General features: G+C 59.5%; 17 protein-coding genes. 7 read left to right on the forward strand and 10 right to left on the reverse strand.

Annotated elements, in window-relative coordinates:
• Positions 1 to 9: 9 nt before the first annotated feature.
• A complete protein-coding gene (locus tag AB3226_RS06435) occupies positions 10 to 492 on the forward strand; it encodes a transcription elongation factor GreAB (RefSeq protein ID WP_305502762.1) in 483 nt (160 codons plus the stop codon).
• Between the two features lie 16 nt (positions 493 to 508).
• On the opposite strand, the gene cysB is transcribed toward AB3226_RS06435, so the two are convergent.
• The 5 genes from cysB to AB3226_RS06460 all read right to left on the reverse strand — a co-directional run bounded on the left by cysB (position 509) and on the right by AB3226_RS06460 (position 4,467).
• A complete protein-coding gene (gene cysB / locus AB3226_RS06440; protein ID WP_007899921.1) occupies positions 509 to 1,483 on the reverse strand; it encodes an HTH-type transcriptional regulator CysB in 975 nt (324 codons plus the stop codon).
• A 112-nt stretch (positions 1,484 to 1,595) separates the two neighbouring features.
• Positions 1,596 to 2,099 (reverse strand): universal stress protein, encoded by a 504-nt coding sequence (locus AB3226_RS06445; protein WP_123357700.1) that lies wholly within the window; start codon positions 2,097 to 2,099, stop codon positions 1,596 to 1,598.
• Positions 2,100 to 2,196: 97 nt separating this feature from the next.
• Positions 2,197 to 3,102, reverse strand: coding sequence for a 5'-nucleotidase (locus tag AB3226_RS06450; RefSeq protein ID WP_367372458.1), 906 nt, complete (start codon positions 3,100 to 3,102; stop codon positions 2,197 to 2,199).
• A gap of 25 nt (positions 3,103 to 3,127) precedes the next feature.
• Positions 3,128 to 4,084: a putative 2-dehydropantoate 2-reductase gene (locus AB3226_RS06455; protein WP_367372459.1), complete on the reverse strand. Its 957-nt coding sequence runs from the start codon at positions 4,082 to 4,084 to the stop codon at positions 3,128 to 3,130.
• Positions 4,081 to 4,467, reverse strand: coding sequence for a thioredoxin family protein (locus AB3226_RS06460; protein WP_367372460.1), 387 nt, complete (start codon positions 4,465 to 4,467; stop codon positions 4,081 to 4,083). Before AB3226_RS06460 ends, AB3226_RS06455 begins: the two co-directional genes overlap by 4 nt.
• On the opposite strand from AB3226_RS06460, the gene AB3226_RS06465 reads away from it, so the two are divergent.
• Positions 4,466 to 4,894 (forward strand): PilZ domain-containing protein, encoded by a 429-nt coding sequence (locus AB3226_RS06465; RefSeq protein WP_367372461.1) that lies wholly within the window; start codon positions 4,466 to 4,468, stop codon positions 4,892 to 4,894. The two genes, AB3226_RS06460 and AB3226_RS06465, sit on opposite strands and share 2 nt — an antisense overlap.
• Before the next feature lie 162 nt (positions 4,895 to 5,056).
• On the forward strand, positions 5,057 to 6,133 hold the full coding sequence (locus AB3226_RS06470; RefSeq protein WP_008009435.1) for a 3-deoxy-7-phosphoheptulonate synthase: 1,077 nt from the start codon (positions 5,057 to 5,059) through the stop codon (positions 6,131 to 6,133).
• Positions 6,134 to 6,202: 69 nt separating this feature from the next.
• On the opposite strand, the gene AB3226_RS06475 is transcribed toward AB3226_RS06470, so the two are convergent.
• Positions 6,203 to 6,484: a GNAT family N-acetyltransferase gene (locus AB3226_RS06475; RefSeq protein WP_007899932.1), complete on the reverse strand. Its 282-nt coding sequence runs from the start codon at positions 6,482 to 6,484 to the stop codon at positions 6,203 to 6,205.
• Positions 6,485 to 7,115: 631 nt separating this feature from the next.
• Between AB3226_RS06475 and oprI the strand changes: the two genes are divergently transcribed.
• On the forward strand, positions 7,116 to 7,367 hold the full coding sequence (gene oprI, locus AB3226_RS06480; RefSeq protein WP_003172710.1) for an outer membrane lipoprotei OprI: 252 nt from the start codon (positions 7,116 to 7,118) through the stop codon (positions 7,365 to 7,367).
• Between the two features lie 123 nt (positions 7,368 to 7,490).
• Here the strand turns inward: oprI and AB3226_RS06485 are convergent, their stop codons facing one another.
• The 3 genes from AB3226_RS06485 to AB3226_RS06495 all read right to left on the reverse strand — a co-directional run bounded on the left by AB3226_RS06485 (position 7,491) and on the right by AB3226_RS06495 (position 9,711).
• On the reverse strand, positions 7,491 to 8,462 hold the full coding sequence (locus AB3226_RS06485) for a L,D-transpeptidase family protein (protein ID WP_367372462.1): 972 nt from the start codon (positions 8,460 to 8,462) through the stop codon (positions 7,491 to 7,493).
• Between the two features lie 293 nt (positions 8,463 to 8,755).
• Positions 8,756 to 9,049, reverse strand: a complete 294-nt coding sequence (locus AB3226_RS06490) for a hypothetical protein (protein WP_003226812.1) — start codon at positions 9,047 to 9,049, stop codon at positions 8,756 to 8,758.
• A gap of 56 nt (positions 9,050 to 9,105) precedes the next feature.
• Positions 9,106 to 9,711, reverse strand: coding sequence for an arylesterase (locus AB3226_RS06495; RefSeq protein WP_367372463.1), 606 nt, complete (start codon positions 9,709 to 9,711; stop codon positions 9,106 to 9,108).
• A gap of 10 nt (positions 9,712 to 9,721) precedes the next feature.
• On the opposite strand from AB3226_RS06495, the gene AB3226_RS06500 reads away from it, so the two are divergent.
• Genes AB3226_RS06500 through greB form a run of 3 tightly spaced genes read left to right on the forward strand, consistent with a single transcriptional unit; the run spans position 9,722 to position 13,452 of the window.
• Complete coding sequence (locus AB3226_RS06500; protein WP_258620861.1) at positions 9,722 to 10,405, forward strand: ABC transporter ATP-binding protein; 684 nt, start codon at positions 9,722 to 9,724, stop codon at positions 10,403 to 10,405.
• A complete protein-coding gene (locus tag AB3226_RS06505) occupies positions 10,405 to 12,909 on the forward strand; it encodes an ABC transporter permease (RefSeq protein WP_367372464.1) in 2,505 nt (834 codons plus the stop codon). Before AB3226_RS06500 ends, AB3226_RS06505 begins: the two co-directional genes overlap by 1 nt.
• 45 nt (positions 12,910 to 12,954) lie before the next feature.
• Complete coding sequence (greB, locus tag AB3226_RS06510; protein WP_008031876.1) at positions 12,955 to 13,452, forward strand: transcription elongation factor GreB; 498 nt, start codon at positions 12,955 to 12,957, stop codon at positions 13,450 to 13,452.
• 18 nt (positions 13,453 to 13,470) lie between these two features.
• On the opposite strand, the gene AB3226_RS06515 is transcribed toward greB, so the two are convergent.
• On the reverse strand, positions 13,471 to 13,779 hold the full coding sequence (locus AB3226_RS06515; RefSeq protein WP_367372465.1) for a class I SAM-dependent methyltransferase: 309 nt from the start codon (positions 13,777 to 13,779) through the stop codon (positions 13,471 to 13,473).
• Positions 13,780 to 13,865: the final 86 nt, after the last annotated feature.

Here is a 13,865-nt window from a genome sequence, read left to right on the forward strand (position 1 = left end):
AAGCTCTCTATGCACAAGCCAACCGTCCACCAACTGATTATCGACAAGCTGCGGATCGATCTCGACATCGCCGAGCGGGCCGCGCAAACCGCTTACGAAACCGCGACCCACGAAGAAAACATAGCCGAAAACAAGTACGACACGTTGGGGCTGGAGGCGTCTTATCTGGCGGCCGGACAGGCCAGACGAGTGGAAGAAATCAGGCAGTCATTGACCCTTTGCCAGAACCTGACACTGCGGCCTTATGACGATCAGCGCGGTATCGAAGTCGGTGCCCTGCTGGGTCTGGAAGACGAAAAGGGTCGCGAACAATGGCTATTCCTGGCCCCTGACGCGGCCGGGTTGAAAGTTGATCTGGTGGGGCAACTGATTACTGTCATCACCCCTCGCTCACCGCTGGGCAAAAGCCTGCTGGGCAAGTTCGAAGGGGATGAAGTGGAGATTCTGGTGGCGGGCGCTCGGCAACAGTTTTCTGTTACCGAGGTGGTCTAGGCAAGAAGATTGACGATTAATGCACCGGCAGTTCGACGCCGTCGAACAGCTCTTCCAGTTCCTGTTTGTTGTGGCACTGAATGGCCTTGGCCATCACTTCGCGGGTCAGGTGCGGCGCGAATTTCTCGATGAAGTCGCACATGAAACCACGCAGGAACGTGCCGCGACGGAAACCGATTTTGGTAATGCTGGATTCGAACAACTCGCTGGCATCGAGCACTACCAGGTCGCTATCGAGCTTGGTGTCGACCGCCATTTTCGCCACGATGCCCACGCCCAGGCCCAGACGAACGTAAGTCTTGATCACGTCGGCGTCGGCGGCGGTGAACACCACTTTCGGTGTCAGGCCACGATGGCTGAAGGCTTCGTCGAGTTTCGAACGGCCGGTGAAACCGAACACGTAGGTCACGATCGGGTATTCGGCCAGGGCTTCGAGGGTCAGCTTCGACAGCTTGGTCAGCGGATGGCCTTGAGGCACCACTACGCAGCGGTTCCAGCGGTAGCACGGCATCATCACCAGGTCGCCGAACAGTTCCAGCGCTTCGGTGGCGATGGCGAAATCGACGGTGCCGTCAGCGGCCATCTCGGCGATCTGCATCGGCGAACCCTGGTGCATGTGCAGGGCAACGTCCGGGTATTGCTTGATGAAATTGCTGATCACCGGTGGCAACGCATAACGCGCCTGGGTGTGCGTGGTGGCGATCGACAGGGTGCCTTTTTTCTCGTTGGAGAACTCCTGGGCGATCTGCTTGATGCTTTCAACTTTGCGCAGGATCTCACCAGCGGTGGTGATGATGCGCTCGCCGGCCGGGGTAACACGGGTCAAGTGCTTACCGCTGCGGGCGAAAACCTCGACCCCCAATTCGTCTTCCAGCAGACGGATCTGTTTGCTGATGCCCGGTTGCGAGGTGTAGAGGCTTTGGGCTGTAGCAGAAACGTTGAGGTCGTGGTGCGCCACTTCCCAGATGTAGCGCAATTGTTGAAGCTTCATATGAATCCCTCAAAGCAGGTAGACGCCACGGGCATCAGCGACGGTATATAACTATATTAATGGTTTGATTAATAAATCTAGAACTTTTTATCAAAATGCCATTATTCGGGTCCTAGCGATCCCCTTTGCGGCGACGCTCCATCAGTGGCACCAGATAGACCGGCACCCGGGACAGCTGCAACACACGCGCAGCGGTCCTGCCCAATGGCGTTTCCGCGCCAGCGCCATGACTGTGACTCCCTACGATCAGCAAATCGACGGAGAGTTTCTGCGCCTGGTCGAGAATCACCTGCGACGGATCGCCTTGCAGTACCCGCACTGCCCGAATCCGTTGCAAATCCTGCTCCCCCTCATCCCCCAGTTCTTCGCGAAAGCTGTCGAGCACCCGCTGCTCGATATTGGCAATTACCGTATTCAGACCCTGACTGTGAAACTCGTTCAAGGCCTGCTCATCGAGGTAACTCTGAAGCACCGATTCGGCGAACAACCCCATTGGCTCAACCGCATGCACCACATACAAATCGGCATTGAATGTTCGAGCCAGTGCCAACGCATGCTGCATCACAAAAGGTGCATACAGACCGAGGTCGGTGGCATACAGCATCGAATGAATCATAGTGACCTCCTTTAATGCCAACATGGCGGAGATTGATTCAGCTTAGCAGTGCCGTGGCGAGTGCGGCGTTCGGCTCCGCGCATCGAACCGCAGCGCTTTAAATCGACGGCTCGTTACTGATGCCATGCGGCACATGACCGGTGGCGACCACTTCGCGGGCCAGCTCGCAATGGCCGGCCTGATCGTCGAAAAATACGTCGGCGGCAAAGGCTTCGAGAAAAGCCGATTTGGTCAGCCCCCCAAGGAACAGCGATTCGTCCAGACGGATGTCCCATTCGCGCAAGGTGCGGATCACCCGTTCATGAGCCGGCGCCGAGCGCGCGGTCACCAGCGCAGTGCGGATTGGACAGGCATCATCGGGGAACTCACGCTGCAAAAGGTTGAGCGCCGCGAGGAAACCCTTGAACGGCCCGCCGCGCAAAGGCTCGCGAGCGGCCTCCCGCTCGCTGGCCTGAAACGCCGCCAGGCCTCCCGACTGATAGACCCGCTCCGACTCATCGGAAAACAGCACCGCGTCACCGTCGAAAGCAATGCGCAATTCATCACTGGCGGCGCGACTGGCACCGCCCGACAGAATAGTCGCTGCGGCGAAACCCGCCTCCAGCGCACTGCGCACATCGTCGGAATGGGTCGAAAGAAACAGGTCGCAGCCAAAGGCCTTGAGGTACGGATAAGGACTGCGTCCGCCGACAAATGCCGCACGCGAGATCGCCAGGCCATAGTGATGAATCGAATTGAAAACCCGCAGGCCGGTGTCGGCGCTGTTGCGCGACACCAGGATCACCTCGACCCGGGCACGGCCGAGACTGGCGTTCAGATTCAGGAGTTTTTCCACCAACGGGAACGCATCGCCGGGTTCGAGAATTTCGTCTTCGTGTTCGATCTGGTATTGCCGATAGGCCTCGACACCGCTCGACAGATAAACCTTGTGGCTTTCACTCAAGTCGAACAGCGCCCGCGAAGAAATCGCCAGCACCAGTTTGTCGTCTATGCCATTGGCCATGCCCTTCCCTCTCCTTTTGACCGACTCAGTGATTATGTCGGTCGATAAAACTCAAGCTGCGATACAAGGCTTCTATTCGTGGCAATTCACATCCCGCCGCCTTCGCCGCTGCCAGTGGCCGAGTGTAGATCGCGTCCAGTTCCAGCGGTCGCTTGTGCAGGAAGTCGTGGTACATGCTCGGCCAATAGTCGGGCATTTTCTCGGTCATCATGAACAGATAATCGGCGTAACCCGGCGGTATATCGTGCCCACAGGCCTTGGCCCCCTGAACCACTTCGGCCATCAAGGCCTGAATTAGCGCGCGGCTGTCGGCATCCGTCATCAATGGCGTGGTGCTGGCTCCCAGCAGAACCGACAGACCGTTGTAGGGGATATTCCAGACCAGTTTCTGCCAACGCGCCTGTTGCAGGTTTGGCATGGCCGAGGAGTCGATGCCCGCACTGCGAAACAGTCCGGCACCCTCCTCGACGATATTCATGCGCGTCTGTTCATCGGCGGCGGGGCCGCTGTGATAGCCAACGTTCACGGCCCCGAGCGCCTGATGGGTAATGACCCCTGGGCCGGCGCGATGGACGCAGATCAGACAGAGCCCACCCAGCAGGTGCAGCGAATCGGGAAGCAACTCGCGCAGACTGTCTTCGACGTCCAGGCCATTTTGCAGCAGCAGTACTTTGGCATCAGGTGCCGCGGCTTGAATAATGGCCGGTGCCAGGTCCGCGTTACTGGTGGTCTTGGCGCCTACCAGCAGCCAGTCGCAGGGGGGCATGTCTGCGGCCGACGAATACGCCTGAACCGGATTCAAGACCAGCGGGCCCAACGACGCATGGTCGAGATGCAAGCCGCGCTCAGCTACCGCTGAAAACTCACTGCGCAACAAAAAGTGCACATCGAAGCCGGCACGCGCCAGCATCAGCCCGTAGAAACCACCGATTGCGCCGGTCCCGATGATGCCGATTCTCGGCTTGACCACTGTGTCTGTCATGGCAACTCCTCTGCTTGTCGACTCAACGCCTGACCCAGGGCCTCGTTGAGCGCCGTACGGGTCAGACGCGACTGTAGCGCCCCGAAGAACTCACCGTCGCGCACCACAAACAGCGCCGGCAAATGAAAGACCCGATAACGCTCGACCACCCCGCCATTGTTTCCGGCATCGATCCAGCACAGTCGATCGACCGCCAGATCAAACCTGGGCAGTTGCTCACGGGCAAATCGGCAACTGGCGCAGCCGACGCTGGTAAAGATCACCAGGGAAATACCGTTCATCGCCAACAGCCGTTGGTCGGCGTCGAAATCGGTCAGTTCCGATTCGACCACTATACTGGGAGGAACGATGTCAGATGGCCGACACAGGGAGTCCGTGTTCATGAGACGTTATCTTCCTCATCCTGATGATGTGCCCGTCGAATTAACGTTGTTCAAACATGAGTGTATTTCGCGACAACAGCTGCACACTATCAGCCTCGGTGGCATGGCTTGCAATTACCACCGCGCGTGGCGCCACGGTACGGCGCTGGAAGTACGCATGCCGACCTTGAACCCGGACTTGCGTTTTCTGGGTTATGTGGCTTGGTGCCTGCGACGCAAACGCGGCTATCTGGTCGGCATCGCCTTTATTGACGAACAGACGCTGTTCAGTGCCAGGATGGGCGAACAGGTGTGTCAGATCGAACGTTACCGCCGCCAGCATGACGCGCAGGACGACCTGCAGGACATTCAGGCTCTCGCTCTCGAATGGGTCCAGCAGCATGCCGACGAGTTCTCCCACGACACGGTTCGCAAGGCATTTGCATAGCCTGTGCCGGTTTAAGGGACGTTCTGCCCCCTAAACCGGTGTCTGCCCATTGTCGAGCCACGGTGTAACGCGCTAAGGTTCAGCTCCCCGACGCGCTTAATTTGCTGTGCTCCGCCGCGCGGGTTCGCTGGCGGCCGGCACCCGTGACCTGACGAGTAAACGATGGCTGATTTACCGATCAACGACCTTAACGTCGCCTCCAACGAGACCCTGATCACTCCCGATCAGCTCAAGCGTGATATCCCTCTGAGCGATGCTGCCCTGCGCACCGTCACCAAGGGCCGCGAAGTCATTCGCAACATTCTTGATGGCACCGACCACCGCCTGTTCGTCGTGATCGGGCCATGCTCGATCCATGACATCAAGGCTGCCCACGAATACGCCGAGCGCCTGAAAGTGCTCGCGGCGGAAGTGTCCGATACCCTGTATCTGGTCATGCGCGTGTATTTCGAGAAGCCACGCACCACCGTTGGCTGGAAAGGCTTGATCAACGACCCGTACCTGGACGACTCGTTCAAGATTCAGGATGGCCTGCACATCGGTCGTCAGTTGCTGCTGGACCTGGCCGAGATGGGCCTGCCGACCGCGACCGAAGCCCTCGACCCGATCTCCCCGCAATACTTGCAGGACCTGATCAGCTGGTCGGCGATCGGCGCACGCACCACCGAATCCCAGACTCACCGTGAAATGGCTTCCGGCCTGTCCTCGGCCGTTGGCTTCAAGAACGGCACCGACGGCGGCCTGACGGTGGCCATCAACGCCCTGCAATCGGTGTCCAGTCCGCACCGTTTCCTAGGTATCAACCAGGAAGGTGGCGTGTCGATCGTCACCACCAAGGGCAATGCCTACGGTCACGTGGTGTTGCGCGGCGGCAACGGCAAACCGAACTACGATTCGGTCAGCGTCGCGCTCTGTGAGCAAGCGCTGAACAAGGCGAAAATCAAGCCGAACATCATGGTCGATTGCAGCCACGCCAACTCCAACAAGGACCCGGCCCTGCAACCGCTGGTGATGGAGAACGTCGCCAACCAGATCCTCGAAGGCAACCAGTCGATCATCGGCCTGATGGTCGAAAGTCACCTGAACTGGGGCTGCCAGGCGATCCCGAAAGACCTCGCCGACCTGCAATACGGCGTGTCGATCACCGATGCCTGCATCGACTGGACCGCCACCGAAAACACCTTGCGCAGTATGCACGCCAAGCTCAAGGACGTGCTGCCGAAACGCGATCGCAGCTGATCGCCGTTTCGTTTCACGCATAAAAAACGCCAGGCTTAAACCTGGCGTTTTTTTATGCGTTCGCTTTGTTCACAGCTTGGCGGCATGCCGCGCGTGACGCTCCATGTAGCGCTCTACGTAGGAACACGATGGAATGACCGTGTAGCCCATTTCCTCGGCGTATTGCAGTGCCTGCTCGGTCAACGCCGCCGCGATGCCGCGACCACGCAGCGCGTTGGGCACAAAGGTACGATAAATATCCAGGGTCTGTTTTCCCAGATCCATATAGGTCAGGTAGGCACGATAACCGTCCACAGTGGTCTCGAACTGATGACCAGCCTGGTCATGGTGGATGGACAACGCCTCGCTCATCACTACTCCTCGCGGGTCTTTAATTCTGACCCCTACCTTACCGATGTTTTTCCGGCGAAGGAACATCTACGCCACCCTGTGCCTGAATGGACACCGAGAGAGCAACACCTATCTCGCCCAACCGAGCACGTATCAAATAGTAGGCACCATTGGCAGAAATGCTCAAGGGACGCTCGTCATGCTGGCTGGCGGGTATTGCCTGGGGTAATGCAGGGGCGGCTCGACCGGAATCTTCCCGAGTCCGAGCCTGAACATTGCCGGATATTGAGACTTAAGACGAGCGCCCTTTGTTTAAGTCACCTCAACATGGATAAAGATATGAGAGCCGCTGCGCAAAATCCGAACAAAAGTGTGGACGATTCCATCTAGACGGACTTTAGTCGAGACTGAAAAACAGCTGCCGACACCGGGAACTTTTTCCCGGCGGCTCGCTCAGTTCGGGCCTCGCAGCTGGATATTTTTTATACAATGCAGTTAAAAGTTGCTCGAAAAAGAATCAACGCCTACAATTTTTTTTGCTTCTTGCTCTACGTCAGTTTACTTACTACAAGTAATGGGTAGTATGTACGCCGGCTATTTCCTCAATCTGAGGAGACAGCTACTTAATAGAAAGTCCTTGAAGGGGAACACGATGAACAACGTTCTGAAATTCTCTGCTCTGGCTCTGGCCGCAGTTCTGGCTACCGGTTGCAGCAGCGTATCGAAAGAAACCGAAGCACGTCTGACTGCTACTGAAGACGCAGCAGCTCGCTCCCAGGCTCGTGCAGACGAAGCTTACCGTAAAGCTGATGAAGCTCTGGCTGCTGCTCAAAAAGCACAACAGACTGCTGACGAAGCTAACGAGCGTGCTCTGCGCATGCTGGAAAAAGCTAGCCGCAAGTAATAGTCCTTCGGGATTGTTATCAAGCCGACCCATTTTTTGGGTCGGCTTTTTTATTGCCCGCCGTTTCTGCAGGCCATAAAAAACCCGCCGACGCGGCCTGCGTCGGCGGGTTACTTTAACGCGTTACTGCTGCAGGTCGATCGGTGCACTCGTGACCATCGGTGCCGAGGTACCCGGTACCGCGATTTCCACCGGCAGACCATCTTCAGCGGCCACCACGTCACGCACAACATCCCAGTTCATGCGCAAGTTGTTGGTGATGTCCTCACGCTTGAGCATCGCATTGATCACTGCGGTGTGCTTGTCGACTACCGAAGGGTTGCCCTTGTCGTCCAGCGGCGTGTGCGCTTCCAGATAAACCTTGCCGCCACTGAGGCCGAACTTGTACGGGTCGTTAAGGATGCGCACCGACGTCCCTACTGGCACCATGCCAGCCATTTCCAGCACATTGTTGTTGAACATGCGGAAGCAACCGTGGCTGGTGCGCATGCCGATACCGAACTTCTTGTTCGAGCCGTGGATCAGGTAGCCCGGAGTGCCCAGTGTGAACTTGAACGGCCCCAGCGGGTTGTCCGGGCCGGCTGGCACCACATTCGGCAATGGATCACCATCAGCGGCGTGCTCTGCCTTGATCGACGCTGGAGGCGTCCAGGTCGGGTTCGGTGTTTTCGCGACGATGCTGGTGTGAGCAATCGGCGAGCCCCAGCCTTCACGACCGATACCCAGCGGGAAGGTGTACACCACGTTCCGGCCTTTCGGGAAATAGTAAAGACGGTATTCAGCCAGGTTGATGACGATGCCTTCACGGGGCCCCGGCGGCAGGATGAAGCGCGTCGGCAGCACCACTTCGGTACCCGCGCCCGGCAACCATGGATCAACGCCTGGGTTGGCCGCGACCATTTCCGAGTAGCCCAGATCGTAGGTGGTACCAAGGTCGGCGAAGGTGTCTTCGTACTTGGCCTTGATCACTTGCACCTGGCCAATGATGTCTTCACCAGGGGGTGGCAGGGGTAGCTCCAATGCTGCTACCGGACCCGCGACACAGAGGGCGGCAAGAGACAGGCAGCGGGTGACGGCGGGAAAGCGCGGCAACATCCGGAAAATCCTTCGCATGATCGACAAGGGTATAAAAACGGGATTGTACACCGACGCCCGTTATTTCGGGGAGACGTAAAGACCTGTGGTTGCGGGGGATCGGCGGTTAGGGCTTGCCTGTGGGGAGCTTGTCTGTGGCGAGGGAGCTTGCTCCCGTTCGGCGGCGTAGCCGTCGTGACACCGGTAAATGCGTTTTTACTGTAGAACCCCGGTGATCGGAATTCAGGCCTGCTTCGCAGTCCAACGGGAGCAAGCTCCCTCGCCACAGGCAAGCCCCCCCTCACCACAGGAATCTAAAGTTCGAACCGCAACTCAGGCCAGATCGGCGAGGTGCCACGTTTTTGCGATTCCAGAATGGCGCGACACAGCGAGCACAGACGCTGGTCCTGGAACACTCTACGGTCGACGCTCGACCAGCGCGGTTGCGCCGGTAACAGGCTGCCGCACAAGGTTCGGTCCGCCGAGCCGCCCAACTCCAGTTGACGGGTCACCAGATGCACCCGCACTTCCTGGCAGGCGAACAGATCCAGCTGCTCGTCAGGCTCGATCAGTTGGTAGGCAAAAAGGGACCAGGCAGGACGCGGCATCGGGGGCTCCAAATCGGGGGCGCCACCTTAGCCGAAACACCGCCGCTAGAAAAGCGTCAAAGCAGCGGTTTCAGTGTCGGCCAGACATTTTCCAGCAACTTGTCCTGAGCCGCCGCAGCCGGGTGCAGGCCGTCGCCTTGCATCAGGTCTGGATGACCGCCCACACCGTCGAGAAAAAACGGCACCAGCGGGATCTTTTTCTCGTTGGCGACCTTGGTGAAAGCCTCGGCAAAGGCCTGGGTGTAACGCGCACCGTAGTTGGGTGGCAGTTGCATGCCCAGTAGCAATACCTTGGCACCACTGGCGCGGGAGCTGTCGATCATCGACGCAAGATTTTGTTGCAATTGTGTTGGCAGCATTCCGCGCAACCCATCGTTGCCCCCCAACTCTAGGATAACCAGCGCAGGCTTATGCTCTGCAAGCAGCGCCGGCAGCCGCGCCCGGCCTCCGGCACTGGTGTCGCCGCTGATGGATGCATTGACCACTTTATCGTCGAAACCTTCGTGCTTGAGCCGTTGCTCGAGCAATGACACCCACCCCAAGCGGGTATCCAGGCCGAAACCGGCGCTGATACTATCGCCAACGATCAGGACTGTACCCGCCGCTGCGTTCTGGGCCATACACATCAAGGCCAGGCCAGCACTCAAAAACCACACACGCATCGGATTCTCCATGGGCGTAAGCATTCTCACCGCGAAGAACCTCAGCAAAGTGGTTCCCAGCGCGGAAGGTGAACTGACTATCCTGCACGAACTCAGCCTGGAACTGAACAAGGGCGATAGCCTGGCCATCGTCGGCGCCTCCGGTTCCGGCAAATCCACCCTCCTCGGCCTGCTCGCCGGCCTCGACCTGCCGAGCAGCGGCGAAGTCACCCTCGCCGGGCAAGGCTTGAGCAATCTCGATGAAGACCAACGCGCGCGCATACGTGCCGAGCACGTGGGGTTTGTCTTTCAATCATTCCAGCTGCTGGACAGTCTCAACGCTTTGGAAAACGTCATGCTGCCGCTGGAACTCGATGGCCGCAAAGACGCCCGTGAGCGCGCCACCGAACTGCTGCAGCGGGTCGGCCTGGGCCAGCGCCTGACTCACTCACCGCGCCAGCTTTCCGGTGGCGAGCAGCAGCGCGTGGCGATTGCCCGGGCGTTCGCCGCCGAGCCCGACGTGCTGTTCGCCGATGAACCCACCGGCAATCTCGATAGCCACACCGGCGAGCGCATCAGCGATCTGCTGTTCGAACTCAACCAGGAAAGCGGCACGACCCTGGTGCTGGTGACCCACGACGAACGCCTGGCACATCGCTGCCGGCGCCTGATCCGCCTTGAAGCCGGCCTGCTGGTCGCCCCTCTGGAGCCTTGATGGCACGCCTGCCGCTGTTGCGCCTGTTCAGTCTCGCTATCCGTCAACTGTTGCGCGATGCCCGCGCCGGTGAGTTGCGTGTGTTGTTCTTCGCCTTGCTGGTGGCGGTGGCGGCAAGTACCGCCATCGGTTACTTCGGCGCTCGCCTGAACGGCGCCATGATGCTGCGCGCCACCGAGTTTCTCGGTGCCGACCTGGTGCTCGAAGGCAGCTCGCCGGCGCGCCCCGAACAGGTCAGAAGCGGCACGGAGCTGGGCCTTGAGCACGCTCGGGTGGTGGAGTTTTCCAGCGTTATTTCCACCGACAACAGCATTCAGCTGTCCAGTATCAAAGCCGCCGATGACGTCTACCCGTTGCGCGGCGAACTGAAAAGCGCTCCCGCGCCCTTCGCGCCGGAAGAACCCGGTGGTGGTCCGAAACCCGGTGAAGCCTGGGTCGAAGCGCGACTGCTGACCGCACTGGACTTGAAGATCGGCGAGAGCATCGATGTCGGCATGAAAACCCTGACACTGGCGCGGGTGCTGACTTACGAACCGGATCGCGCCGGCAATTTCTACAGCCTGACGCCGCGGGTGTTGATCAACCTTAGCGACCTTGAGGCGACCGGCGTGGTGCAACCCGGTAGCCGGGTCAGTTACCGCGAACTCTGGCGCGGCAAAGCCGAGGCGCTGGAAACCTATCGTCAACTGATCAAGCCCGGGCTGGCGGCCAACCAACACATCCAGGATGCCCGGGACGGCAACCGGCAGATCGGCGGCGCTCTGGGCAAGGCTGAACGTTATTTGAACATGGCCAGTCTGGTGGCGGTGCTGTTGTCCGGTGTGGCGGTGGCGTTGTCGGCTACACGCTTCGCCACGCGCCGATTCGATGCCAGCGCATTGCTGCGCTGCCTGGGCCTGTCCCGTCGGGAAACCATGGTGCTGTTCAGTCTGCAACTGACCGTACTCGGACTGCTCGCCAGCATCAGCGGCGCCCTGCTCGGCTGGCTCGCGCAGCTCGGGTTGTTTGCGCTGCTGGGTGACTTGCTGCCGACCGATGTTCCACCGGGTGGCCTGCTGCCGGCCATCGCCGGGATCGGCACCGGGCTGGTCGCGCTGGCCGGTTTCGCCCTGCCGCCACTGGCCGCTTTGGGTCGAGTGCCGCCGCTGCGCGTATTGCGTCGCGACATGCTGCCGATTCCGTCCAGCACCTGGATTGTTTATGGCGCGGCATTGGGCGCCCTCGGTCTGATCATGTGGCGCTTGAGCCTGGACCTGTTGCTGACCTTCGCCCTGCTCGGCGGCGGTGTGATCGCGGCGCTGGTGCTGGGCGGTTTGCTATTGCTGCTACTGAAGAGCCTGCGCCGGATGCTGGCGCGCGCCTCATTGCCATGGCGCCTCGGGTTGGGCCAACTGCTGCGTCATCCACTGGCGGCGGCGGGTCAAGCCCTGGCCTTCGGTTTGATTCTGCTGTCCATGGCGCTGATCGCTTTGCTGCGTGGCGAATTGCTCGACACCTGGCAAAACCAGTTGCCGAAAAATGCCCCTAACTATTTCGCCCTGAACATTCTGCCGGCGGACAAGCAAGCCTTTACCGATCGACTGATGGAGGTGTCGGCACAATCGGCGCCGCTGTACCCGGTGGTGCCGGGACGCCTGATCAGCATCAATGGCGAACCGGTGCAGGACATCGTCAGCAAGGATTCGGCCGGTGATCGAGCCATTCAACGCGACTTGAGCCTGACTTGGGCGGCAGACCTGCCAGCGGGCAACAAGCTCACCGCCGGCAACTGGTGGGACCAGCAACCTGCGGATGAAATACCCGGTGTTTCGGTGGAAGGTAAAGTCGCCGAAAGCCTCAAACTCAAGCTCGGCGATCACATGGTATTCACCGTCGGCGGAGTCAATCGGGAGGCGAAAGTTACCAGCCTGCGGGAGATCAACTGGGACAACTTCCAGCCGAACTTTTTCATGATCTTCCAGCCCGGCACCTTGAAAGACTTGCCGGCGACCTACCTGACCAGTTTCTATCTGGCGGCCGGTCACGATCAGCAGATCGTCGACCTGTCCCGCAGCTTTCCGGCAGTGACCATTCTGCAAGTCGAAGCCTTGCTGGCGCAGCTGCGCAGCATCCTTGGCCAGGTCACCCTGGCAGTGGAATACGTACTGTTGTTTGTGCTGGCGGCAGGGATGGCGGTGTTGTTCTCCGGTTTGCAGGCAACGCTGGATGAACGCATTCGCCAAGGTGCATTGCTGCGAGCGCTAGGCGCCGAGCGGCAGTTGCTGGTCAGGGCCCGACGGATCGAGTTCGGCCTGCTCGGCGCGGTCAGCGGGTTGTTGGCGGCACTGGGCTCGGAACTGGTGAGCCTGGTGCTCTACCGTTATGCCTTCGACCTGCCTTGGCACCCGCATCCATGGCTGTTGGTATTGCCGCTGATCGGGGCCGTGCTAATCGGCGGTGCCGGTGTGTTCGGTACGCGCCGCGCCTTGAACGCCAGCCCCCTGACAGTCTTGCGCGAGGGTTGATAAACTCAAGCGCTCTGATCACGCATTCAACCACAAGAAGTCGCCATGAGCCGTTATCGCCCTCCCCGCACCGCTGGCACCGCGCTGATCACCCCCGAAGGTGAAGCGCGGATGCGGGCCGAGTTTCATGAGCTCTGGCATGTGCGCCGACCGCAAGTGACGCAATCAGTCAGCGAGGCGGCGGCACAGGGCGATCGCTCGGAAAACGCCGAGTACACCTACGGCAAAAAGATGCTGCGCGAGATCGACAGTCGCGTGCGCTTTCTCACCAAACGCCTGGAAGCGCTCAAGGTGGTCAGTGAGAAACCCAGCGATCCGAACAAGGTTTATTTTGGCGCGTGGGTCACGATTGAAGATGAAGACGGCAAAGAGTCACGCTATCGCATCGTCGGGCCGGATGAGCTTGATCTGAAACTAGGCCTGATCAGCATCGACTCACCGTTGGCGCGCGCCCTGATCGGCAAGGCGCTGGACGCTGAAGTGCGAGTTCAGACACCGACCGGTGAACAATGCGTGTATATCGTGGCGATTGACTACCCCTGAGCCGCAGCGCCCTGAATCTCAGCGACGGGTAATCAGCCCTTGGCGAGCCACGCGAGTCAGCTGCCTGATCACTTGCGGCGCATCCTCGGCGTTGGGTGCCAGAATCACCGCCAGATCAAAACTGTCGTTGGCAAACCGTGCCAGTGACTCGCCGTCGTCGACAAATTGAATCAGGAAGGCAGCAGGCCCGCCGGTACGACGTGGCCAGCCATCGAGGTAACGCAGAAGCGTCGGCTGATGTTTACCGCCAAGCAGGATTTTTGGATTGCGCTGGGAGAGGTGTGCCGTGATCGGCGCGGGGCGTACAACGGGGCTTAATGCATTCATTGTGTCGTGTCTCTGCCTCAAAAGTCTGCATGGCAGGTGAGAGGCAACACCGAACCAGCGCTTTAGCGGTATTTCGAAGCCTGTTT

Source organism: Pseudomonas lini (genome assembly GCF_964063345.1).
In the GTDB taxonomy this organism is placed as follows: domain Bacteria; phylum Pseudomonadota; class Gammaproteobacteria; order Pseudomonadales; family Pseudomonadaceae; genus Aquipseudomonas; species Aquipseudomonas lini_B.

Coding starts and splice junctions, on each gene's coding strand:
- AB3226_RS06435 (WP_305502762.1), top strand. CDS start 10: ATGCACAAGCCAACCGTCCACCAACTGATTATCGACAAGCTGCGGATC.
- cysB (WP_007899921.1), bottom strand. CDS start 1,483: ATGAAGCTTCAACAATTGCGCTACATCTGGGAAGTGGCGCACCACGAC.
- AB3226_RS06445 (WP_123357700.1), bottom strand. CDS start 2,099: ATGATTCATTCGATGCTGTATGCCACCGACCTCGGTCTGTATGCACCT.
- AB3226_RS06450 (WP_367372458.1), bottom strand. CDS start 3,102: ATGGCCAATGGCATAGACGACAAACTGGTGCTGGCGATTTCTTCGCGG.
- AB3226_RS06455 (WP_367372459.1), bottom strand. CDS start 4,084: ATGACAGACACAGTGGTCAAGCCGAGAATCGGCATCATCGGGACCGGC.
- AB3226_RS06465 (WP_367372461.1), top strand. CDS start 4,466: ATGAGACGTTATCTTCCTCATCCTGATGATGTGCCCGTCGAATTAACG.
- AB3226_RS06460 (WP_367372460.1), bottom strand. CDS start 4,467: ATGAACACGGACTCCCTGTGTCGGCCATCTGACATCGTTCCTCCCAGT.
- AB3226_RS06470 (WP_008009435.1), top strand. CDS start 5,057: ATGGCTGATTTACCGATCAACGACCTTAACGTCGCCTCCAACGAGACC.
- AB3226_RS06475 (WP_007899932.1), bottom strand. CDS start 6,484: ATGAGCGAGGCGTTGTCCATCCACCATGACCAGGCTGGTCATCAGTTC.
- oprI (WP_003172710.1), top strand. CDS start 7,116: ATGAACAACGTTCTGAAATTCTCTGCTCTGGCTCTGGCCGCAGTTCTG.
- AB3226_RS06485 (WP_367372462.1), bottom strand. CDS start 8,462: ATGTTGCCGCGCTTTCCCGCCGTCACCCGCTGCCTGTCTCTTGCCGCC.
- AB3226_RS06490 (WP_003226812.1), bottom strand. CDS start 9,049: ATGCCGCGTCCTGCCTGGTCCCTTTTTGCCTACCAACTGATCGAGCCT.
- AB3226_RS06495 (WP_367372463.1), bottom strand. CDS start 9,711: ATGCGTGTGTGGTTTTTGAGTGCTGGCCTGGCCTTGATGTGTATGGCC.
- AB3226_RS06500 (WP_258620861.1), top strand. CDS start 9,722: ATGGGCGTAAGCATTCTCACCGCGAAGAACCTCAGCAAAGTGGTTCCC.
- AB3226_RS06505 (WP_367372464.1), top strand. CDS start 10,405: ATGGCACGCCTGCCGCTGTTGCGCCTGTTCAGTCTCGCTATCCGTCAA.
- greB (WP_008031876.1), top strand. CDS start 12,955: ATGAGCCGTTATCGCCCTCCCCGCACCGCTGGCACCGCGCTGATCACC.
- AB3226_RS06515 (WP_367372465.1), bottom strand. CDS start 13,779: ATGAATGCATTAAGCCCCGTTGTACGCCCCGCGCCGATCACGGCACAC.